The organism is Polaribacter sp. IC066, from assembly GCF_007997085.1.
In the GTDB taxonomy this organism is placed as follows: domain Bacteria; phylum Bacteroidota; class Bacteroidia; order Flavobacteriales; family Flavobacteriaceae; genus Polaribacter.
The window spans coordinates 16,485-38,806 of record NZ_VORR01000021.1 but is presented as its reverse complement, the minus strand read 5'-3'; the positions used below and the strand labels follow the sequence as shown (position 1 = coordinate 38,806).

Below are 22,322 nucleotides of genomic sequence, written 5' to 3'. Positions count from 1 at the left end.
TTTGCCTGTTAGTTGCAGTAGTTCTGCTTTTTAGCGAAATGATACAGAAACAAACCTAAAAAAAATTGAGTAGCGAAAGCCTGCTAAAATCCCTAAAAATATTCAAAAGAATAGATGAAAAAAGAATTCTTATACATAGTATTAATCGCTTTAAGTATTAAGTTAAGCGCCCAAACCATAGACCCTTTAAGAACTAAAGATTTTGAAGCTCAAGAAATCTGGGTAGATAGTTTGTTAAGTAATATGACGGTCGATGAAAAAATTGGTCAGTTATTTATGGTGCAAGCGTATTCTAATTTAGATACAAACCATGAAGATTTTATTACTGAAATGATTACAAAATATCATGTAGGTAATTTAATTTTTATGCAAGGAACTCCGCAAAAACAGGCAGTTTTAAATAATAAATATCAAGCAACTGCTAAACTACCATTAATGATTGGTTTTGATGGCGAATGGGGTTTAGACATGCGTTTACAAAACACCTATAAATTTCCTTGGAACATGACTTTAGGTGCCATTCAAAATGATTCTTTGGTAAAACAGTTCGGAGAACATTTAGGAAAGCACTGTAAAAGATTAGGAATTCATATTAATTTTGCACCTGTTGTAGACATCAATACAAATCCAGAAAATCCTATTATCGGAAATCGTTCTTTTGGCGAAAGCAAAGAAAACGTTACCCAAAAAGCGATTGCTTTTACACAAGGAATGCAAAAATACGGAGTAATGGCCAATGCAAAACATTTTCCAGGGCATGGCGACACCGCAACAGATTCTCACCATACCTTACCGCTTTTAGATTTTGATAAAGCTCGTTTAGATTCCATAGAATTATACCCTTATAGAAAAGTGTTTGATGCAGGAATGGGCAGTGTAATGACGGCGCATTTAAACATACCAAGTTTAGAGTCTAACACGAATTTGCCAACCTCACTCTCAAAAAGTGTCGTAACAGATTTATTGCAAAAAGAGTTGGGCTTTAATGGTTTAATTATTACTGATGGATTAAACATGAAAGGTGCAGCTAATTATGCAACTTCTGCAGAAATAGACTTGGCAGCTTTTATGGCAGGGAATGATCTTTTGTTAATTCCGCAAGACGTGCCAGCAAGTATTCGTCTTATAAAACAAGCACTCACTTTAAAAACACTAACCGAAGAAAGACTTAATTTTTCTGTAAAAAAGATTTTAAAGGCAAAGTATTGGATGGGTTTGCAAAATTACACCCCTGTTAAATTAGCTAATTTACAAGAAGATTTAAATACCATAGAAGACGAACTTTTGCATCGAGAACTTGTAAAGAATGCTATTACTCTGGTAAAAGACACAAATCAAAATGTTCCTTTTGCAAATTTAGAGTACAAGAAAATTGCTTATGTAAAGTTAGGTGATGCACCTGCAGCTCATTTTGTAAATATGCTTAAGAATTATACAAAGGTAGATGTAATTTCTGATGAAAATTTAGATGGTTTACTAGAAAAATTAAAACCGTACAATCAAGTAATTATTGGGTTTCATAAATCAAACGATCATCCTTGGAAAAGTTATAAATTTAAAAGCAAAGAGTTAGTTTGGTTGCAAGAAATTGCTAGAGAAAAAAATGTAATTTTAGATGTTTTTACAAGTCCCTATAGTTTACTAAAAGTAAAAAGTTTTACGAACATAGAAACTATTATTGTTTCTTATCAAAACAGTAAATTGGCGCAAGAAATTTCTGCACAAATTATTTTCGGTGCTTTTAAAGCGCAAGGAAAACTACCCGTATCTATAGGTAGCGATTTTAAAGTTGGGCAGGGCATACAAACTTATAGTTTAAGCAGATTAGAATACACCATACCAGAAGCGGTTAAGTTATCGTCTAAAAAGTTATCTTTTATAGACACGATTGCAAAGACCATTTTAAGCGAAAAAATGGCACCTGGTTTTCAGGTTTTAGTGGCAAGAAAAGGAAAAGTAGTTTTTCAGAAAAGTTACGGCTATCATACCGAAAAAAAAACGAGATCTGTAAAAAATTCTGATATTTATGATTTGGCATCTTTAACCAAAATGTTGGCTTCTTTACCTTTAATGATGAAGGCAGAAGAAGATCAAAAAATACCATTAACAGCAAATGTACAAGATATTTTGCCAAGTTTTGCAGCTACAAATAAAGCCATGGTGTCTGTAAAAGAAGTATTATCGCATTCTGGTAAACTAAAAGCTTGGATTCCTTTTTATTTAAAAACACAAGATAGTATTACGCATAAAAATTTACCAATTTTTTACAGAAAAAAAAGAAGTTATAAATACAATGTTAAAGTTGCCGAAGATCTTTATATTAGAAAATCGTATAAAGACAGTATTTATAAATATATCAGAGATGCAGATCAAAGAATAGATGAAGGTTATAAATATAGCGATTTAGGATATTATTTATTTAAAGAAGCGCTAGAAACAAACTACGGATTGCCGCTAAATAAATTAGCCGAGCAGCAATTTTATAGTTCTTTAGGTGCGGATAGAATGACGTATTTACCGCTTAAAAAGTTTCAAAAATCAGAGATTGTACCTTCAGAAATAGATGATTATTTTCGGAATCAATTAGTGCATGGTTATGTGCATGATATGGGCGCTGCTATGCTAGGAGGCGTTGCTGGGCATGCGGGTTTGTTTGCCAATGCTAATGATGTTGCAAAAATGATGCAAATGTATTTGCAAAAAGGTTTTTATGGTGGCAGACGTTATTTAAAATCAGAAACCATAGATAAATTTAACACGCGCTATTATGTCGATAAAAAAGTACGCCGTGGTTTGGGGTTTGATAAACCGCAATTAAACCCAAATGTAGAAGCAACTTGTGGCTGTGTTTCAGAGGAGAGTTTTGGGCATTCTGGTTTTACAGGCACGTATGCTTGGGCAGATCCAAAAAGCGAAATCGTGTATGTATTTTTATCCAACAGAGTGTATCCTAATATGGGCAATAGAGGTTTGATTAAAGAAAATATTCGGACTAAAATTCAGCAAATTATTCAAGATGCTATTATTGATTAGTGAAACTAAATTTTGTGTAAATTACACAACAGTCAAAATTAAATAGAAAAGCCAATTCTAATTTTGTCCTTCTTTTTTTAGAAGCTATTTCCAGCTTTCACTACTCGCTTTACGCCCAAAAGCGTAAGAGCTCAAACAGGCCGTTCAATCTGGGCTAAACTTGTTTGTCGGCTATTTGTATAGTCCGCTTGTTTTGTGCTAATTAAAAAAATAGCTATTATTTAATTTTTTATTTGGCTCAATTTACTTTTTGCTAATTTTAGCAAGCTTACCTTTTTAAAAAAATCACTCTAGTATGCCTCTGTAAAAAGTTTTTTAAAAGCAGTTATCGTATGATATAAAACGTAGTAATCATGAAAAAAATGAAGTAATTTTTATTTTAATTTCTTTTTGTATTAGTCTTATACTTCTACAAAATATTGCGGGAGTTGAAAACGTAAAAATTCAGTCGAAAGTTAAACAGTAAAAAAGAGATATTTTAACTTATACGCCAGTTGATCATGATTGGAGAGTTCACGAATATTTTAATGTAATCAATGTGTTTGACAGCCAAACTAGCATTTTCTGAATATCCGAGCGCTATTTTTTTTTTAACCGAAAATACAAAATCTTTTATTGTGGCTGGCATAACTTCTCCTTATTACAAAAAATTAGATTATGCAAGAAATAACGAGTTATTACCTGTTTTAGAAACTTAAAACTCGATCGATAGATATGGAAAATGTGCTGAAAATGCAGAGAATTTCTTTGGTTATGTAAGTACAGAATTTATACCTTAAATAAATGCGCATTATAGAACGCTAAAGAATGCAATTGCTGTTGGGCATTTATTAAGTACTTTATTTATTTTAGATTCATTTAGTAAGAATCCTAATTTATTTAATAATTACATTGCTATCTCGCCAAACTTGGCTTATAATAATGTTAAATTAGCAAACAAGCTTATTCATTTTGATTACTCTAAAATAGATAAACGCATTTATATATAACAATCATTCTTGTCCGATAAAAGACTCGAGATTGCTCCGCTTTCAGAACCAACCTATCTGCCGGTAGGCAGGGAATCAAGACTTGACCCTAACTACCTGAAAAACAGCTACAAATTAAAATAAAATTGTCTATCTTATGTTGATGAAATTATTTTTAAAAAAGCAAGGTGTCATTTAAAAAATTTGCAGAATCCTTTATTTTAAGAGGGTCTATCAAACTAAAAATATTTTTAATCGAACACCAATGATAAGCAAATCAAATGAAGGTATAAAGTATTGGTTATAACAGAAACCTGCCACAGATAGAGGTTCCTCATTTTTTAATAAAACTTTAAAGAATACGTAGGTCAAATTTCAAATGAGCGAATTTCTAGAAAATAATCATTGGAATACTTTTTCGCCAAGTCTCAATAAAGCGTTTGAATTTTATTTTAAAGAAATATTTTATTTGCAAGAAAAAGAGGTAAGTATTGAGGCCTACGAGGTTACGTTAAAAGTAAAAACATTAAGCAAAAAAGATACAATTTACACAACAGGCAGTCAAACTAATTTAGGAAATTGGCGTCCTGATAAAGTTAAAATGAAAAAAGTTTCTACTTTTGAGCGCGCATTAACATTAAAGATAAAAAGCCCTGCTCAATTTAAAATTACAGGAGTAAATTGAGATACCGAAGCAGAGCTAAAAGGAGCGTATGGTACGATTATAATAAGTACTGAAAAACAATAAAATTTTGAGTTTGAGATCGAAAATTATGTTGATAAATAGTAAGAAACTATAAAATTGGATAAATTTAATTACTTGATAAAGGCTCGTTGATGAAAATTGCGACATTTTATACCTTTATGTATAAGTCATCTAGTTATCATCTAGTTTTCCGTATTGGTAACAGAAAATTTAGTGTACACCAAAACCAAAACAAAGGAAAGAAGCCAGTAGCTTATCGCGATGTTCCATCCGAATAAAAAATGAATCAGAAGCGCTTGTAAGCTATAAAAGACTGGAAAACTAATAGCGTTTACGGCATATTTCATCGTGTCGATAAATTCAATCTCACCAATATTTTTAGACAATTTTTTCCATAGTAAAAACGAAAAAACACTATTTAAAAGCAAGATGTAAAACAAAGGTTGCACATAATTTATTTGCTTTTTTACAGTTTTAGGGAACTTGTTTTCGGCAATCATTTTGTTAACCAAATCTACTTGGGTAAAATCTACATTAGCGTTATTTAATTTAGATAGTATAGCATTGTAATTTTCATCTGCAGGAATATGAACTGTTAGTTTTTTTAGTTGATTACTCACTGTAGTTTTTAAAATATTGATTGCTTTTGGCTTTTCGTTCTGACTAAAAATTGCTCTCGAATAAATGACTGTACCAAAATGAATACTTACTTTAGCTGGGTAGCTAGAAGAATTCTGATAGGTAATGCCCACGGGAATTACTGCAATGTCTAAAGCTGGATTTTTTTCTAGAGCGCCAAATACAATTCTTGTAAATCCTTTGCTTAAAGGCTGAATTGTTCGGGCTCTGCAATGACCTCCCTGCGGAAAAATCATTAAAGTTTCTTTTTTTTTAAGAATATCAAAACATTTTGTAAAAACGTCTTCATTGTTAGAAAGTTCTTTTCTGCCATCTCTAATTCTATAGATGGGCATTAAATTTAAAGAAGCTAATACTTTTTTAATAAATGGTTTCTTAAAAACATCTGCCCTTACTAAAAAATGACTTTCTCTAGTACTATTAGACGTCACAAACAAAGGGTCCATAAGGGCATTTGGGTGATTGATGGCAAATAAAACAGCTCCTTTTTTAGGAATGTTTTCAGTGCCAAAAACTTTTATTTTTTTTGCATAAAACTGTAAACTAATTTTTAAAAAAAGTTTTACACTCGCATACCAAATTTTTTTAATCAACATTTTCGATCTCTAATTTATTTTTATTTCTGCCCCAAAAGGTAGCCAATGCCATTCCTGAAAACACATCCCAAATACCCCAAAAAGCAGCCAATAAAGCCATACCTCCAAGACCCTCAAAAAAACCAAAAATCAATAACAACCCTAAACCGCCATTCTGAATTCCTGTTTCCATAGAGATGGTTTTGCAATCTTGATGACTTAATCCGAAAATTTTTGCAGTGTAAAAACCGAGTATAAAGGCAATTATATTATGAAAAATAACTAATAAAACTACATGATGAATATGATTTAGAAACACCTTTAGATTTTGAGAGAAGGCAATAAATATAAGAGCGATAAAAACTAGCATAGAAAGTGGCTTTAAAACTTTTTCAATTTTACCTGCCATTTCTGAATGGTAATGTTTTATAAGCATGCCAGCTATTAACGGAATTCCTAAAATTAAAGAAACGAGTTTTAATAAATCGAGCCAATTGAGTTCTACAGTTTTTAAAATTTCATGGGTAGGTTGGTACATGCTTCCCCAAAATTGCAAGTTAAAAGGTGTCATAAAAATACAAATTAAGGTTGCAAAAGCAGTTAAACTTACCGAAAGTGCAGCGTTTCCGCCAGCCATTTTACTGAAAAAGTTAGAAACATTTCCGCCAGGACAGGCTGCAATCAGCATCATACCTAAAGCAAAACTTGGGTGAGGTTCTATAAGAATAATTGCTAAAAATGTAACAGCAGGTAATAAAATGAACTGTGATAAAACACCAACAAAAACTATTTTTGGGTTTTTAAAAAGGTGTTTAAAATCATCTACTGTAATTGCTAAAGCAACTCCAAACATGATAATAGCAATCGCAATGTTTAAAACCCATAAACCGCTTTCATCAAAGTTTATTTTTATGGCATCTATGTCTATTTGGTTTTGCATTTTCAAAGTTTTAAAGCTTTTTAGTAAGAGTATCGGAGTTTTTATTTTTGCTAACTGCTAACTGCTAACTGCTAACTGCTAACTGCTAATTTGTAAAAGCATACTCAATAATATTAGACCCCATTTTTAAGGCTTTTTCACGAACTTCCTTCGGATTGTTGTGTATGATTTGATCTTCCCAACCATCACTTAAATCTGTTTCATAATCGTAAAAAATCACCAATCTTCCTTCATAGAATAAGCCAAAACCCTGTGCAGATTTTTTATCGTGTTCATGAATTTTAGGAATGCCTTCTGCGAATTTAAACGTTTGATTATAAATAGGATGATTGCTTGGTATTTCTTGAAATTCTAAAGATGGGAAAACTTTTTTCAGTTCTCTTCGTATAAATTTATCTAAACCGTAATTGTCTGAAATATGTAAAAATCCGCCAGAAATTAAATAGTTTTTTAAATTGATTGCTTCTTCATCAGAAAAATAAACATTTCCATGACCTGTCATAAATAACATAGGGTAATTAAAAAGATCTTCACTATTTACAGCAACACTTTGTGGATTTTCAGAAATATTCGTTTTAATATTTTGATTTGTAAATGCCACCAAATTAGGAATTGCAGTTGGGTTTGCATACCAATCTCCACCACCATTATATTTTAAAATGGCAACATCTTGTGCGTTTGTTTGAAAAAAAAAGTTTACAATAAATAGTATTATAAATTGCTTCATAACTAATTAACAGAATTTGAAGCAAGATAGTAAATTCAAATTTCGTTTTTTAAAAAGAAGATTTTAAAATAATAATCTTTTAGATTCGTGTTAATAATAAATAGAAAAGAGCTAAAATTATGACAGTTCCTAAACCTCTTATTAATAATTGTGTTTTTAAATTAGATTTTTTCCTTTCTTTAATTTTTTTAATTTCAGAAAATGGAATTATAACAAATTCATTCCAAGTTTCTAAAGTTAGTTTGTCGTCTTTATATTCTATAACATCCCCTTTATACTTTTTAGAATTTTTTAATTGAATTTTTATAGAATTAGAAGCTGTATATCCATGGTTTTCTATCTTAAAGGTTTTATAAGAATAACAACTTTGAAATAAAATTAAAATCGATAAAAAATAGATGGTGTTTTTCATAGATTTTATTATTGATTTTTTATATTTAAGGAATTAATTATCTAAAAATAATTATATAAACACAAAAAAATGATAATAAAGAAGCGCCATTAAAATTAATGACGCTTTAAAATACTTCTTTTCCAAATGTTTTAATTACCTCTTGGTTTAACGATTATAGTGTGACCACCACCACCTCCTCCAGAAGATTGACTAGTTACATTAAACATTTGATATTTAAAATCTGTACAACCACATTGATTATACATTTTTACACCAACATTTAATTGCCCTGTGCTGTAAGGATTTACATCTATACTACTTGTATCAGAAAAATTACGAACCTGACTGTTTGGCACAGACCATTCGTAAGTTAAACCATAATTTAAAGTATTTCCCATCAATTCCATTGGTGGTGCAGGGTGTATTACTCTCAATTTTGTCCATTGGTTTGCATAAAAATTATAACTATTACCAACATTAATACTTAAAAAATTAGGATCAGGTACACCTACCCAAACTACTTTGTCTAGTGTAATATTTTTTTCTACTACGTATGCACTTATGTGACCAATAATATCACTAGTGCCATTTATGGGTTTTACAGTTACACTATTATTAGTTGAATATAAAATATCTATATTATTAGATGAACTCCAAGTTACATTAAAACCACTACAAGTATTAGGGATGTTTAAAGTATAAGTATTTGTTTTATTATCACAAACAGCTAAATCGCCATTAATATTATCATTTTTAAATAAGTTTACATTAGGTTGTTGAGGATTTCCATTTAACTCCTTTAATACCCAAGGAATATTATTTGAGTTTAATGTTATATGCTCCTCATTATTATTTGGTGCATAGTAACTATCAAAAGGTATTTCACCTGTACAAACTAAATTTCTGTTATCTAATCTTTCTCTCCATAGCTTATTAGTACCAGTAAATGCTAATGCACTTTTTGTCGGTATAAAAGAAGGTAGTCCTTGATGTAAATTCAAATATATAGAACTATTAAATCTGAATAAAAGGAATTGTACAAAAGCATCAACAAGCCACCTTGAAACACCGTCTCTCACATCTAGGGCTGCATTAACAGCGACACCAAGATTGCTGTTGGTTAAAGGTAGTTTTGTGCCTAGAGCTTCTTCAAAAGTATTTTTCATATCAAAAGTACCACCTGGTGCATTATCTAAACTTCCTCTACCAGAATTGTCTATCAAATATGCAGATTTTGTGTTTTTAAAGAAGGTGATTCTTTTGTAACGTTCAAATATTTTATGCCTACCACCATTGTGAGTGGCAAATGTTTTTATTTTATATCTACCCAAACTACCAAATAATGTACCAACTACTTTTACATTAAGGTCTAACTCAACTCCTTTGGGTGTACCTTGTATAGAACCACTTGTACTTCCATTAATTAATGCTAAATTTCTTGTTTGTTGTGGGAATCCCAAAGTGTTTAATAAATTCTTAAAGGTATTTCTTGTAATATAAGTTGGCTCTACTACTTGTGTGATTAACATTTGTCTTGCTGCTGGGCTTTTTAACATTTCTATTTGGTCTAACTCCATAAAATTGAAAAAATACTGCAAGCCAATTGGTATATTTGCTCCTAAATGAGGGCTATCAAAACTTACCCAAATATCTGTATTGTGGTTTTGGTTGGCTTGCTCCATTTGGGTTAAGGCAACTCTACTTATTAAACCTCCCATACTTGGGCCAATAATTTTTAGTTTTTCTGTACTACCATTTGTAGCAAGTTCTCCATTTAACTTATTTATTAATGCTTTTAAGACATTAGCATTACGTTCTACATAATCTGCACCACCATCTCTATAAATTTTATTAACAACTGTTATTTTTTGATTAGCTAAAGGATGCCAAAAAGTAAAACTTTCATCTGCTATTTCATATTTAGGAAAATTTAGAATAACAACATCAAAACCTTCATCTGAAAATTTCTTCATATTTTTTTCTTTGAAATCATTGTCAATTAATTGAACAATTGAACCCTCTCCTTCTCTAATTTTACGTTCATCACCTGGGTCAAAACCATCTAAAATAATTAAAGGTTTTGTTAATTGGGTATTACCATCTCCTAAAAATACTTGGTATTCTCCTTTTCCAAAACAATTGCCATTACAATCTGTGGGTTCATCATAGCCTCTAAAAGCTTGTGTTGCGAAAATATCTTTTATAGCATTGCTTTTAGCCAACACATTTTGGATAGTTATATTAATAGTAGCATTGCTAATTAATTGTTGATTATTGTTTAAGATAGCTTTAAATTGAAGAATTTTTAAACCAGAACTTGTAAAACTAAAACTAAAATTAGGTTGTGTTAAGGTGCCATTTTGTATAATGGTTTTGGTAACATTATTGTACATTACTTGTAAAGTAGTAATGTTGGTAGTGGCTTGTTGTACACCTAATGTACCAAACTGGAAATTTACAGGGGTGTTTTCTGGTGTTTTAATACTACTTTCTGTTATCGGGCTTGCTAAAAACAAGTGCTTATTTTCATAAGGCGATGCTGTGGTTGCTCTGTTTCTAGTTGCTAATAGATTAATAGTGGTTCTATCTTCTTCTAAATCTGTTAATGCAGTGTTGGTAAACTGCGTAAAATCTAAATGTAGAAACCCAACTGGGATAGTACCTTGGTTTTGATAATGCGTTACCAATTTATTGAAATCTTTTAGTGCAATATGTTTGTTGGTAGGTGTTGCTCTGGCATCATACAATTCTTGCTAAGCACGTTTAAAATGTGTGGTGTTGGTTTCCATTACTGCACTTGTTTCTCTTAAATTAGCCAAAGGCATAACTCTATCATACAAAATTGAGTTTTTAAATAGTGTTGCATCTGCCTGTAATAAAGGTGCTAGTTCAATAGTACTTTCTTGTTTGTAAGTTGTTATGTTTTCTAACTGTTGTGCTATCATCGAAAATGGTAGCAAAAATAGAAGTGCAATAAGGCACTGAAACAAGTTCAGCGTTTTCATAATTTTTTTCATAATTTTGTGTTTTAAATGTTAATTATTTCTGTTGATATTTAATTGTAAGAGCAGTAGTTACAGCTACTGCTTTTTTTTAATTCGTTCTGCTATCTAGTGATAAGTTAAATTTTCCATTGGTTACTTTTAGTTCATCTCCATTATCATTGTATAAAGTGCATTCAAAAGTTCCAATAGCTTTAGTGTTTGTCAATTCTGTAAAGGTTATGGTGCCATTATTTTGGTTATCTTTCGTATTGTAATAAATTATCTCATTTAATACAATCATACCTGTGTGACCATAATCAAGTGAATGCTTTAATTCTTCTTTTAAATTATTAATCCCTTTTTTTGGATTTATTATGTTAATAAATACTGTGTACTCACCTCCCCCTTGAATATTTATATAACTATTAGATCCTTCATCAAAAGACCAATTAAAAGGTCTAATATCTCCACCACCAATACCAGTTCCAGCAGAAGGTATATAAAGTTTTCCATTTACGTAACAAGAAAAAGAATCTTTCCCTGTGGAGTCGTTTGTGTTGGTGTTGTCTTCGCAACTAAACATAGTTGTTATAAAAATTAATAGTGCTGTTTTTAAAAATGTTGTTTTCATATTTATAAATAATTTAAGGTTAAATTTTGTTATAGATTTTTTTAGTTTATTTGATACTTTCTAATTAAAAGGTCTCTCTGTTTTCTTTTATTTTTAGATGAATTAAATAAAGGAATAGAAATACAACCTGAAACAATTCCAGCTCCTAAAAATGCACCTCCAATTGAGTTGGTAATAGTTCCTTTCCCTTGAGAAAATACAAAAATTCCTAAAGTTGTAGACACTATAGAAAACGAAGTTAAAACTATACCTAATGTTTTATTATTACGTCTTTTTTTCTCTAATTTTAATATTAAATTAAAATCGTTATATACTTTCGGATTATCTAATTTATTAATATTAATTTCAAAAGATTCAAGTTTTTTTAAACTTTGATTGCTAAAATTTTGAGAATAAGTTTTAATTGTAATTCCGAGAAATACAATTAATAAAAGTGTAAATTTTATGATTAAGTTTTTCATAATTATAGTTTTGGGGTTCGTAGATTATAAAATTAGATAACAATTAAATTTTAAGAGTCCTAAATTCTTTGTTATAAATATTTTAGGACTAATTTATTTTTATTGTATTAATTTTAAGTATTTTATATATTTAATTTTCTTTTAGTTTTTTTCCTTTTAAATAATATAAAACTATGTTTTTAAGAACTATTATCTAAATCCATTTAATAAAACGGCTAAAAGTATTATTAATGAAGTTAATGCAATACTAAATGATAAACCCATAATTTTTAAAACAGAGACTTTTCTTTCTTTAATAGTTTTAATATCAGAAACAGGGATTTCTATATTTTTCTCGAAACTTTTTAATAAAATTCGATTGTTATTAAATGCAATAATTTCTCCTTTATACTTTTTAGAATTTTCTAATTCAATTTTTACTTTATCAGGTTGTATGGTTTTATAATTTTTTAAATCGAAAATTTTATAAGAGTAACAACTTTGAAATAAAATTAAGATCGATAAAAAGTAGATGTTAGTTTTCATGTGAATTTTAATTTCCAACTAAATTAGAAATCAATTTAAAAACAAGAGTCCTATATTCCTCATAAACAGAGAATATAGGACTCATTTGTAAATTTTAGGACGTATTATTTTAAGATTGTTGCTCTTGGTAAGCTGCAGGCGTAATTCCTTCCACTTTTTTGAAGTTTAAATAAAAGGAAGATTTAGAATTAAAACCAGATTCTAAACCAATAGAAGTAATGGTATAGTTTTTATAAGAAGCATCAGAAAGTAATTCTTTGGCCAATTCAACTCTATATTCATTAATATATTCGTTAAAAGATTTCTTTGCATAGAGTTTTATCAACAGTGTTAATCTGCCAGAACTCATATCTAAATCGTTAGATAATGACTCTAAATTTATTTTTGTTTCTGTAAACTTTTTGTGTGATGTAACAAACGCATCTATCTTTTTGAATTGCAATTTTTTAACTTCATCTAACTCCTCATTCGTGTTTTCTGCGGATGCAAAACCTGAAGGAACAAATTGCAATTGATTTCTTAAATTTTTACGTTCTTTTAATAATCGAAGTTGAATGATGGCTTGATACCCAATCCAATAAATAAGAATTGTGGTTAAAATTCTTAACGGATAATAAGAGTAAATAAAACCTTTAAAATCTAGTGCGACAGTGACTGCCAAAGCAATAATCCAAAAAAGATAAGCAACTCCACCAATCTTAAAGAATGTATAGATCCAACGTAAATTATCAAAAGAAAGAATATTTGCAAACAATTTTTCTTTTTTTGATAAAATATGATAGGTATAAAAAAAGATGCTCAATGAAAAAATTAAACTAATAATTTCTTCGATGGATGTATATTTTTCAAAAAGATAAGCAATGTCAGCTGTGTTTTTAGAACTATAAAAATAAACGAAACCAATTCTAATACTTATAATAATTAGAAAAACGGGAACAACTAATTTTATAAGGTTTTTACGCTGTTTTTCAATGTTTAAATAGTGGATTAAGAACATGTAAAAAAATGGAGCAATCCAGAAATGCCAGGGAATATGAATATAATCTAAATAAAAATAGGCAGCAAAAAAGTTTTTAGCAATAAACCAAGATTGTAAATTATTCAAAGAAATAACTAAAACCAATAGATTTATGAAGAGCATACTTTTTTCTCTTCTATTTTTCGAAAATAAAATAACAGTGCAAAACAGAAAACCGTGAATTGTACTTGCCAATAAAAAGAGATTAAAGATTTCTGTTATTGTCAAAATTTCTATTTTTAATTTTAGTAAGCTGTCTCTGCTAAGTTATCTATTCATTTACAAAAGAAACTATATTCACAGCAACCAAACCAGCAGTTTCAGTTCGCAACCTACTTTCGCCTAAAGAAATAGGAATAAATTTTTTATCGAACGCTTTTGCAATTTCATCCGAAGAAAAATCTCCTTCTGGACCAATTAAAATAGTTGTTTTTTCTGCTGGTTTTATCACAGATTGTAGCAGGTTTTTATGGCCGTCTTCGCAGTGAGCAATACACATTTTGCCTTCAAAATTTTGGTTGATAAACTCATTAAATTTTACAGGTTCATTGATTTTAGGTAAGGTAAACTTTAAAGACTGTTTCATTGCCGATTGAATTATTTTTTCAAACCGTTCTAATTTTACAAATCTTCGTTCAGAATTACTACAGATTATTGGTGTAATTTCATCGATACCAATTTCTGTGGCTTTTTCTAAGAACCATTCTATTCTGTCGTTATTTTTTGTAGGCGCAATAGCAACGTGCAAATAATACAGCCAGGGTTTCGGTTTTTCTTGCACTTTTATAATGTCTGCAACACACTTTTTATCACTAGCAACAATAATCTTTGCATCAAACAAAAACCCTTTGCCGTTTGTAATGTGTAAAGTATCACGTTCTTTTTTTCTTAAAACACGAACAATATGTCTGCTTTCTACTTTATCAAAAGTAATTGAAGAAGTTTTTGTGTCAATATCAGGGTTATAAAATAGTTGCATTTTTAAAAGATTAAAGTTTTAATTTATAGTACTCAAGTTCTTATTTTAAAAGATGAAAAATACTAACTGTTTTTAGAGCAAACTCATTTTTATTTTTTTATTTTGCCCACAGCCCACAGCCCACAGCCCACAGCCCACAGCCCACAGCCCACAGCCCACAGCCCACAGCCCACAGCCCACAGCCCACAGCCCACAGCCCACAGCCAGCTTACAGAATACTCTTTCTATACGTTCTTCTTCTTTTATGAGTTACGGGGTCAAAATCTTTCCATAATTTTTTAATAGCTTCATTATTTTCTAGTTCTGGAGTTCGAATACAATTTTCGATGCCTAGAGGTGCAAATGTTTTGGTATATTGATCAAAAATAATAGCATGCACTCCTTTGTTTTGATAGTCTGGGTGCACACCAATTAAATAAAACGTTACATCTTTTGAATGTTTTCTAGCTCTTAATAAGTGAAAAATACCAAAAGGAAATAACTTGCCCTTCGATTTTTGTAAAGCTTCTGAAAACGATGGCATTACAATGGCAAATGCAACTAGTTTATGATCTTTGTCAACCACAAATTTTATATATTCTGGGTTGATGAAGCTGATGTATTTCTTTTTAAAAAAAGCAATTTGAGCATCAGAAATTGGCACAAAAGTAGAGAGTTTAGAATAGGCAGCACTAAAAACTGCAAACATTTCATCTACATACGGCAAAATGTCTTTAGTTTTGGTGAAATCTAACGCTGTTAAAGAATATCTACGTTTAATTATAGTACTTATTCTATCAAAATAAACGCCATCAACTTTATTAAATTTAAATTTATTCTCTAAATATTCTTTTTCTTTTACAAAGCCTAATTGTTCTAAATGTTCTTTATAATAAGGATGATTGTACCAAGTAATCATGGTGCCTATATGATTAAATCCATGCACTAAAACGCCTGTTTTATCTAAATTATTAAAACCAACAGGTCCCTCTATATAGTCTAAGCTATTGGCACGCCCAATTTCGTTGACTTTCTCTAGCAATACTTTTGAAACTTCGATATCATCAATAACATCAAACCAACCAAAACGCATTTTTTTGAGGTGTTGTTTGTTCACTTCATACCAATTGATAATCGCAATAACTCGGCCTACAATTTTATCGCCTTTGTAGGCTAAAAAAAACTGTGCATCTGCATTGTCAAAAACAGGGTTTTTTTTAGGATCGAAATTGGCAATTTCATCTTTAATAATGGGCGGAACCCAATAAGGATTATTTTTATATAATGAAAAAGGAAAGACAACAAATGCTTTCATTTCTTTTTTAGAGGTAACTTTTTTTAAAGTAATCATAGAAATATTTTCAGATTAATTCCTTTTTCTTTTTGCTTTTTTTCGGCCTTCTTTCTTCTTGAAAACACTAAAAAGCCTGCCAAAAAAACCTTTTTTATTTTTCTCGTATCTAGAAATTGGTGTGTTTTTTAATTTTCGTCCGTTTTCATCGAGCTCTATATAAGAATCTTTATGATGGTCAATTCTATAAGAAAGTCCGAAACTTGAATAAACACCCGTAGATGGTCCTTCTATAAGATACCTTGCAGAAGCGTTAATTTGTAAATCTTTGCTAAATAAAAAGGCTAAACCTGTGCCTATATTTGTGTTGTTTTGATATTTCTGAAACACTGTTTGGTTTTCAAAAAAAGTAGACCAGCGATTATTAAAATTATAGGTTCCGGTAATGATATAAGAATATTCAAAAAACTCTGTTCCAATTTTATCATAGAAAAAATTGGAAATTAAATTAAAATCATTGCTTAAATTTTGTTGAAATAAAAGGCCTAGTTTAGGGGTAACACTGCCTGTTTTGTATGGATCGTTTACAAGGTCGGTATTAATACCCACATAAATTGCTATAGAAGGTATCAATCTTTTGTTGTCAAAAGCCTGTCTTCTTTTCCAGCTTCTTACCTCTTTACTTTTATCCTCATATGTTTGCTGATACAATAAATATTTGGCCCCTATGGTTGCAGTACCCAAGCCTGTTGTAAAATAACTAGAGGTAAAAATATTTTTAAACGCTATTTGATCTCTCTGGTAACTTATTTGTGCATTTAATTCTAATTTTTCTGATAAAAATCCAGTTCTAAATAACATGTCAAATCCAAAAGATTGTGGTCTAGAAAAAGTAGGTTCTATAGAGCTATTGCTAAAAAAAAAGTTATTTTCAAATTGATACACACCCGTTCCAACACTATAAGGGCTCTCTGAAAAACCAGGTTTGTTAGAGTTTATAACTTCTGTATATTGACTGTAAATAGATGAAAAATTAAGAAGAAATAAGAAAATAAATATTTTTAATAGCAGGTTTTTCATCACCAAAAAAAGATTTTTAAATTAAATTTATCTACCGAACAAACATAGCACAAAAATGCTGTTTGTAAAAACATTGCATACTTTTTTACCTTTGTTAAAGTTTTATAGTTTGTTAACGCTACAATTGTTAGCAAATTGTTATTTTTGGTTGATTTTTAACACGAATGCATTATGGTGGGTTTATTAAAGACTTTATTTTTTTTTTTTTTATTTTATTACATTTTTAAAATTTTGGTAAAATTATTAGCTCCTTTTTTGGTAAAAAAAGTAGCAGATACAATGAAGAAGAAGGCTGAAGAGCAGTTTAGAGGTCAACAGCCAAAAAGCACTGTAAAAGAAGGAGAAACTATTATTGATAAAGCGCCAAAAAATACAGCGCAGACTAAAAATTCAGTGGGCGATTATGTAGATTTTGAAGAAATAGACTAAAAGTATTAAATAAGCATTGTTAGATGCTGTTTTTATCAACCATAAAAGACAATCTTAACGTATACATGAAGTATTTGAAATTAAAAAAAATATTACCTTATAGTATCGCAGTCGCAATTTTTGTATTTGCTTCTTTAGCCTATTTTTATCCGGTTTTAAAAGGGCAAAAAATAGCGCAATCAGATATTACGCAGTTTAGAGGAATGGTGAAGGAAATTAACGACTTTAGAGCCGATAAAAATACAGAACCTTATTGGACAGGAGCGTCTTTTAGCGGCATGCCAGCCTACCAAATAAGCGCGTATTATCCGTATGATTTTGTAAGAACTTTAGACAGAACACTTCGGTTTTTACCAAGACCCGCAGATTATACTTTTCTTTATTTTTTAAGCTTTTTTGTGTTGATGATGGCACTCAAAGTAAAATGGAGGTTGGCAATTTTAGGGGCACTTTCCTTTGGCTTTTCCACCTATTTAATTATCATATTTGTGCCAGGTCATAATTCTAAAGCACACGCAATTGCTTATATGCCTTTGGTTTTAGCGGGGGTTTTGTGGGTTTTTCAGAAAAAATATGTGCTGGGGTTTATTGTTACAGGTTTGGCAATGGCGTTAGAAATTTACACAAACCACATACAAATGACGTATTATTTAGGTTTTTGTTTGTTAATTTTAGGAATTGTAGAGCTTATAAATGCCATTAAAGAAAATATTTTACCTGTTTTTATAAAGCAAGCCGCTGTTATTTTAGCAGCCGTTATTTTAGGTTTTGGCGCAAATGCTTCTAGATTAATGGCAATGAAAGAATATGCAGATTTTAGTACAAGAGGAAAATCTGAATTGACAATCAACCCCAACGGAACTAAAAAAGAGGTCACAAAAGGTTTAGATAAAGCTTATATAACACAATTTAGTTACGCAAAATTAGAGACCTTTAATTTATTTATTCCGGGTTTTATGGGCGGCGGAACTGTGGAGGAATTGGGTAAAAACTCCAATTTATATGAAGTAATTGAAACTAAATTAGGTAAAAAAGGAGCAGATTATTTTACAGAACAGGCTCTTACCTATTGGGGAGATCAAACCATTGTTGAAGCGCCTGCATATATTGGTGCTGTTGTTTTCTTTTTGTTTTTTCTAGGGATGTTTCTTGTAAAAGGACGCTTAAAACAATGGTTGGTTGCTGCTACTGTGTTTTCAATCTTATTAAGTTGGGGTAGAAATTTTGAAGGACTAACCTATTTTTTTATCGATTATGTGCCGTTATATAACAAGTTTAGAGCCGTTTCTTCGATACAAGTTATTGCAGAATTATGTGTGCCTATTTTAGGAATTCTAGGATTAAAAGCCTTTTTCTCATCAAACATCACATCCAAAGAAAAAACTGAATCTTTGAAAAAAGCGGTTCTAATTTTTGGAGGATTGATTGTTGCTGGTTTTTTATTAGCCCATAGTTTTTCAACTTTTGAGGGTATTAGAGATGCAACCTATTTAAATATTGAAAAAGAATATTCTATGACTGGCGTTTTAGATGCCATTATTGCTGATAGAAAATCGATGTTATTAATAGACACGTTGCGCTCTTTAGCTTTAGTGCTTGTTTCTGGCGGAATTTTATGGTTTTTCTTAAAAAATAAATTAAATAAACAGTTTACCATTATTGGGCTAGCTGTATTTATGTTGTTTGATTTAATTTCTGTGAATAAAAAGTATGTAAACGAATCAGATTTTAAAGCAGCCAAAAAAGTAGAAAAACCATTTACGGCTTCAAGTGCAGATAAGTTAATTTTAAAAGACAAAACGCATTTTAGAGTAGCTAATTTTGCTGGCGATCCGATGCAAGATGGTTCCACTTCTTATTTTCATCAATCTATTGGTGGGTATCATGCGGCAAAAATGGGGCGTTATCAAGAGTTGTTCGATCATCAGATTGCAAAAAATAACATGGAGGTTTTAAACATGTTAAACACTAAATATTTTTTGATTCCTGATAAAAATGGCGAACCTCAAGCGCAACAAAATACCGATGCAAACGGAAATGCTTGGTTTGTAGAGACTGTAAAAGTGGTGAATTCTGCAAATGAAGAAATGCAAAGTTTAGATTCTTTACCAACTAAAACTACAGCTGTAATTGATATTAGTGGCGTCCAAAATAAAACAACATTTAATATTTTAAAAGATTCAATGGCTACCATTAAATTATTAAAATATGATGTTACTGAGTTAACATATCAATCAAAAGCAACAAAAGAACAGTTTGCTGTTTTTTCTGAAATTTATTATAAAGATGGTTGGAATGCTTATGTAGACGGTGAATTAACCCCACATTTTAGAGTAAATTACGTTTTACGCGGAATGAAAGTTCCTGCGGGCGAGCATACAATTGAGTTTAAATTTGAGCCTGAAGTGATACAAAAAGGAGGTTTTATTTCTTTAACATCTTATGGTTTACTCCTGTTAATTACAATTGGTTGGTTATTTTATGATAAAAAGAAGAAGAAAAAACGAGCATGAGAATAGGAATGATTCTAGATGCTGTCTTTCCGCCTGACCCCAGAGTAGAAAATGAAGCTGTTTCTTTGGTAAAAGCAGGTCATGAAGTTTTTCTTTTTTGTTTAAAATATGCCAATGAAAAGACATCTGAAATTATAAACGGAATTCAAGTTAAAAGATATACTTCTAATCAATTAGAATATAAACTATCTGCTTTAGCCTATACAATTCCTTTGTATACTTTTTTGATGCAGAAAAAAATTCATCAATTTATAAAAGAAACAAACATCGAAGCTTTGCATATTCATGATATTAGAATTGCAGAGGCTGTTTTTAATGCTAATAAAAAATACAAGGTACCGGTTGTTTTAGATTTACATGATAATATGCCAGAGGTGATGAAGTTATATCCTCATTTGCAAAAATTTCCAGGAAAATATGTCATATCACCAAAAAAATGGAAACAAAAAGAAGAGGAGTTTATTTTAAAGGCCGATAAAGTAATTTCAGTTTCACCAGAGTTTATAGAAACGCTACAAATTAGATTACCAATAGAAAAAGAGAAGTTTGTTTTGGTGCCCAATACCATTAGAAAGTCGTTTTATGAGGCTTATAAAGTGGATGCAACAATCACTGAAAAATATAAAAATAAATTTGTTATTTTATATCTAGGTGACACACATATAAGAAGAGGTTTGCAAACAGCGATTAGTGCCGTCGATACATTGAAACTTAAAATCCCTAATTTAAAATTAGTGATTGTGGGGAAGAATACAACAGATACTATTTTAAAGCAGCAAGTTAAATATTTAAATATTACAGATTTCGTTGATTTTGAAGGATGGCAAAACGTTACTCTTTTTCAGTCTTATATTCTTTCTAGTGCTATCTGTATTTCTCCTTTGCATAGAAATTTACAACATGATGTTGCGTATGCAAACAAGATTTTTCAATATATGAGTTTAGGTAAACCTTTGCTAGTAAGTGATGCCATTGCTCAAAAAAGATTGATAGAAAGAACAAATTCAGGGTTGGTGCATCAAGAAAAAAATGTGGATGATTTTATAAATCAGGTTTTAAAATTATACAACGATGCCTCTTTAAGAAATGAGTTAGGAGAAAACGGAAAGAAGTTTGTTAGAAATGAATTTTCTTGGGAACAAACCTCTAAAAAACTATTATATTTATACGATAATTTACAAAATTGAAAGTACTCATTATTACATATTATTGGCCGCCTGCTGGGGGTTCTGGCGTTCAGCGCTGGCTAAAGTTTGTAAAGTATTTACAAAATTTTGGCATCGAACCTATTGTCTATACCGTAGATCATGCAAAGTATCCAAAAGAAGATGCTAGTCTAATTGATGAAATACCCAAAGGAGTACTGATTTTAAAACAGCCTATTTGGGAACCAACAGATTTGATGTTTTGGAAACAAAAAAATCAACAAAAAAAAGATATTTCGAATAGCACAAACAGTGGACTTTTATCTTTTATTCGAGGTAATTTTTTTATTCCAGATCCGAAAGTGTTTTGGGTAAAACCCTCTGTTAGTTTTCTTGAAAAGTATTTGAAAGAACATAAAGTTGATGCGATTATTTCTACAGGTCCGCCGCACAGCATGCATTTAATTGCAAACCAACTACATCAAAAAACAAACATAAAATGGCTGGCAGATTTTAGAGATCCTTGGTCTAACTTATACTATAACAAAGATTTTAAACAGTCTAAATTTGCCATCAATAAAAATAAAAAGTTAGAAAAGATTATTTTAGAAAATGCAGATTGTGTTTTAACAGTTAGTAATTCTTTAAAAGAAGAATTTGTAAAACAAGCAAAAAGGGTAGAAGTTATTACCAATGGTTATGACAGTGAGGTTCTAGTTTCTACCCCATCAGCGTTAGATGAAAAATTCAATATTTCTTACATTGGTTTGCTGCCAAAGCAGAGCAATCCTACATTGTTTTTTAGCGCATTGCAAAAAATATGTGCAGAAAATACTGCTTTTAAAAACGATTTAAAGTTGCATTTTATTGGTGATATTTCTGATGAGGTAAAAAATGAAATCGAAATCAATAATTTATCAGAGAACACCGAATTTATTGGGTATGTTTCTCATAAAAAAGCGATTGAATATCAGCAAAAAGCGCAAGTTTTGTTGTTATTAATTCCGAATATTGAGAACGCCCAAGGAATTTTAACGGGCAAATTATTCGAATATTTAACAGCAAACCGCCCTATATTCGCTATTAGTCCGGCAAACATAGATCTAGAAGATATTTTAGAGCAAACCAATACGGGTTTTGTCGTAGCTTACAAAAACGAAGAAAAAATAAAGGAAGCTATTGAAGAATTGTATTATCGATACAAAACGGGGTTTTTGTCTGTAGATTCGAAAAACATAGCACAATATCATAGAAAACAGTTAACCAGACAGTTAGCGGTACTCATTAAAAGTTTACATTCGTAAT

The 22,322-nt window shown here is 30.4% G+C and carries 20 protein-coding genes; 7 read left to right on the top strand and 13 right to left on the bottom strand.

Annotation, left to right across the window (positions count from 1 at the left end; genetic code table 11):
• Window positions 1–114 precede the first annotated feature (114 nt).
• From ES044_RS08965 to ES044_RS08960, 3 genes are all read left to right on the top strand, one after another.
• On the top strand, window positions 115–3,033 hold the full coding sequence (locus ES044_RS08965) for a glycoside hydrolase family 3 N-terminal domain-containing protein (RefSeq protein WP_147119084.1): 2,919 nt from the start codon (window positions 115–117) through the stop codon (window positions 3,031–3,033).
• 542 nt (window positions 3,034–3,575) lie between these two features.
• Window positions 3,576–3,731, top strand: a complete 156-nt coding sequence (locus tag ES044_RS18520; RefSeq protein WP_189663256.1) for a hypothetical protein — start codon at window positions 3,576–3,578, stop codon at window positions 3,729–3,731.
• A gap of 649 nt (window positions 3,732–4,380) precedes the next feature.
• Complete coding sequence (locus ES044_RS08960) at window positions 4,381–4,686, top strand: carbohydrate-binding module family 20 domain-containing protein (protein WP_147187033.1); 306 nt, start codon at window positions 4,381–4,383, stop codon at window positions 4,684–4,686.
• Between the two features lie 203 nt (window positions 4,687–4,889).
• On the opposite strand, the gene ES044_RS08955 is transcribed toward ES044_RS08960, so the two are convergent.
• From ES044_RS08955 to ES044_RS08895, 13 genes are all read right to left on the bottom strand, one after another.
• Window positions 4,890–5,942, bottom strand: a complete 1,053-nt coding sequence (locus ES044_RS08955) for a 1-acyl-sn-glycerol-3-phosphate acyltransferase (RefSeq protein WP_189663255.1) — start codon at window positions 5,940–5,942, stop codon at window positions 4,890–4,892.
• The gene (locus ES044_RS08950; protein ID WP_147119082.1) at window positions 5,932–6,861 is read right to left on the bottom strand and encodes a bile acid:sodium symporter family protein; all 930 of its coding nucleotides are present in this window, start codon (window positions 6,859–6,861) and stop codon (window positions 5,932–5,934) included. The genes ES044_RS08955 and ES044_RS08950 overlap by 11 nt, the downstream gene beginning before the upstream one ends.
• Window positions 6,862–6,946: 85 nt before the next feature.
• On the bottom strand, window positions 6,947–7,588 hold the full coding sequence (locus ES044_RS08945) for a DUF4159 domain-containing protein (protein ID WP_147119081.1): 642 nt from the start codon (window positions 7,586–7,588) through the stop codon (window positions 6,947–6,949).
• A gap of 79 nt (window positions 7,589–7,667) precedes the next feature.
• Entirely contained in the window at window positions 7,668–8,000 is a 333-nt protein-coding gene (locus tag ES044_RS08940; RefSeq protein WP_147119080.1) for a hypothetical protein, read from the bottom strand.
• A gap of 131 nt (window positions 8,001–8,131) precedes the next feature.
• Window positions 8,132–10,729 carry a hypothetical protein gene (locus ES044_RS08935; protein WP_147119079.1) on the bottom strand — a complete coding sequence of 866 codons (2,598 nt, stop codon included), beginning with the start codon at window positions 10,727–10,729 and terminating at the stop codon, window positions 8,132–8,134.
• A 6-nt stretch (window positions 10,730–10,735) separates the two neighbouring features.
• Window positions 10,736–10,999: a hypothetical protein gene (locus ES044_RS08930; RefSeq protein ID WP_147119078.1), complete on the bottom strand. Its 264-nt coding sequence runs from the start codon at window positions 10,997–10,999 to the stop codon at window positions 10,736–10,738.
• A gap of 76 nt (window positions 11,000–11,075) precedes the next feature.
• Window positions 11,076–11,597: a hypothetical protein gene (locus ES044_RS08925; protein WP_147119077.1), complete on the bottom strand. Its 522-nt coding sequence runs from the start codon at window positions 11,595–11,597 to the stop codon at window positions 11,076–11,078.
• Window positions 11,598–11,638: 41 nt separating this feature from the next.
• Window positions 11,639–12,058 carry a hypothetical protein gene (locus ES044_RS08920; RefSeq protein ID WP_147119076.1) on the bottom strand — a complete coding sequence of 140 codons (420 nt, stop codon included), beginning with the start codon at window positions 12,056–12,058 and terminating at the stop codon, window positions 11,639–11,641.
• A gap of 189 nt (window positions 12,059–12,247) precedes the next feature.
• A complete protein-coding gene (locus ES044_RS08915; protein ID WP_147119075.1) occupies window positions 12,248–12,583 on the bottom strand; it encodes a hypothetical protein in 336 nt (111 codons plus the stop codon).
• A gap of 109 nt (window positions 12,584–12,692) precedes the next feature.
• Entirely contained in the window at window positions 12,693–13,829 is a 1,137-nt protein-coding gene (locus ES044_RS08910; protein ID WP_147119074.1) for a helix-turn-helix domain-containing protein, read from the bottom strand.
• A gap of 43 nt (window positions 13,830–13,872) precedes the next feature.
• On the bottom strand, window positions 13,873–14,580 hold the full coding sequence (locus ES044_RS08905) for a 16S rRNA (uracil(1498)-N(3))-methyltransferase (RefSeq protein ID WP_147119073.1): 708 nt from the start codon (window positions 14,578–14,580) through the stop codon (window positions 13,873–13,875).
• Between the two features lie 208 nt (window positions 14,581–14,788).
• Window positions 14,789–15,910 (bottom strand): GTP cyclohydrolase, encoded by a 1,122-nt coding sequence (locus ES044_RS08900; protein WP_147119072.1) that lies wholly within the window; start codon window positions 15,908–15,910, stop codon window positions 14,789–14,791.
• A gap of 15 nt (window positions 15,911–15,925) precedes the next feature.
• Complete coding sequence (locus tag ES044_RS08895) at window positions 15,926–16,930, bottom strand: transporter (protein ID WP_147119071.1); 1,005 nt, start codon at window positions 16,928–16,930, stop codon at window positions 15,926–15,928.
• Between the two features lie 171 nt (window positions 16,931–17,101).
• Between ES044_RS08895 and ES044_RS08890 the strand changes: the two genes are divergently transcribed.
• The 4 genes from ES044_RS08890 (at window position 17,102) to ES044_RS08875 (ending at window position 22,321) form a co-directional block, all read left to right on the top strand.
• Window positions 17,102–17,359 (top strand): DUF4834 family protein, encoded by a 258-nt coding sequence (locus ES044_RS08890; protein WP_189663254.1) that lies wholly within the window; start codon window positions 17,102–17,104, stop codon window positions 17,357–17,359.
• A 65-nt stretch (window positions 17,360–17,424) separates the two neighbouring features.
• A complete protein-coding gene (locus ES044_RS08885) occupies window positions 17,425–19,872 on the top strand; it encodes a YfhO family protein (protein ID WP_147119069.1) in 2,448 nt (815 codons plus the stop codon).
• Complete coding sequence (locus ES044_RS08880) at window positions 19,869–21,059, top strand: glycosyltransferase family 4 protein (RefSeq protein WP_147119068.1); 1,191 nt, start codon at window positions 19,869–19,871, stop codon at window positions 21,057–21,059. The genes ES044_RS08885 and ES044_RS08880 overlap by 4 nt, the downstream gene beginning before the upstream one ends.
• Window positions 21,056–22,321, top strand: coding sequence for a glycosyltransferase family 4 protein (locus ES044_RS08875; RefSeq protein WP_147119067.1), 1,266 nt, complete (start codon window positions 21,056–21,058; stop codon window positions 22,319–22,321). The genes ES044_RS08880 and ES044_RS08875 overlap by 4 nt, the downstream gene beginning before the upstream one ends.
• Window position 22,322: the final 1 nt, after the last annotated feature.

Coding starts and splice junctions, on each gene's coding strand:
- ES044_RS08965 (WP_147119084.1), top strand. CDS start 115: ATGAAAAAAGAATTCTTATACATAGTATTAATCGCTTTAAGTATTAAG.
- ES044_RS08920 (WP_147119076.1), bottom strand. CDS start 12,058: ATGAAAAACTTAATCATAAAATTTACACTTTTATTAATTGTATTTCTC.
- ES044_RS08890 (WP_189663254.1), top strand. CDS start 17,102: ATGGTGGGTTTATTAAAGACTTTATTTTTTTTTTTTTTATTTTATTAC.
- ES044_RS08925 (WP_147119077.1), bottom strand. CDS start 11,597: ATGAAAACAACATTTTTAAAAACAGCACTATTAATTTTTATAACAACT.
- ES044_RS08895 (WP_147119071.1), bottom strand. CDS start 16,930: ATGAAAAACCTGCTATTAAAAATATTTATTTTCTTATTTCTTCTTAAT.
- ES044_RS08885 (WP_147119069.1), top strand. CDS start 17,425: ATGAAGTATTTGAAATTAAAAAAAATATTACCTTATAGTATCGCAGTC.
- ES044_RS08960 (WP_147187033.1), top strand. CDS start 4,381: ATGAGCGAATTTCTAGAAAATAATCATTGGAATACTTTTTCGCCAAGT.
- ES044_RS08900 (WP_147119072.1), bottom strand. CDS start 15,910: ATGATTACTTTAAAAAAAGTTACCTCTAAAAAAGAAATGAAAGCATTT.
- ES044_RS08945 (WP_147119081.1), bottom strand. CDS start 7,588: ATGAAGCAATTTATAATACTATTTATTGTAAACTTTTTTTTTCAAACA.
- ES044_RS08955 (WP_189663255.1), bottom strand. CDS start 5,942: ATGTTGATTAAAAAAATTTGGTATGCGAGTGTAAAACTTTTTTTAAAA.
- ES044_RS08880 (WP_147119068.1), top strand. CDS start 19,869: ATGAGAATAGGAATGATTCTAGATGCTGTCTTTCCGCCTGACCCCAGA.
- ES044_RS08930 (WP_147119078.1), bottom strand. CDS start 10,999: ATGAAAAAAATTATGAAAACGCTGAACTTGTTTCAGTGCCTTATTGCA.
- ES044_RS08950 (WP_147119082.1), bottom strand. CDS start 6,861: ATGCAAAACCAAATAGACATAGATGCCATAAAAATAAACTTTGATGAA.
- ES044_RS08905 (WP_147119073.1), bottom strand. CDS start 14,580: ATGCAACTATTTTATAACCCTGATATTGACACAAAAACTTCTTCAATT.
- ES044_RS08940 (WP_147119080.1), bottom strand. CDS start 8,000: ATGAAAAACACCATCTATTTTTTATCGATTTTAATTTTATTTCAAAGT.
- ES044_RS08915 (WP_147119075.1), bottom strand. CDS start 12,583: ATGAAAACTAACATCTACTTTTTATCGATCTTAATTTTATTTCAAAGT.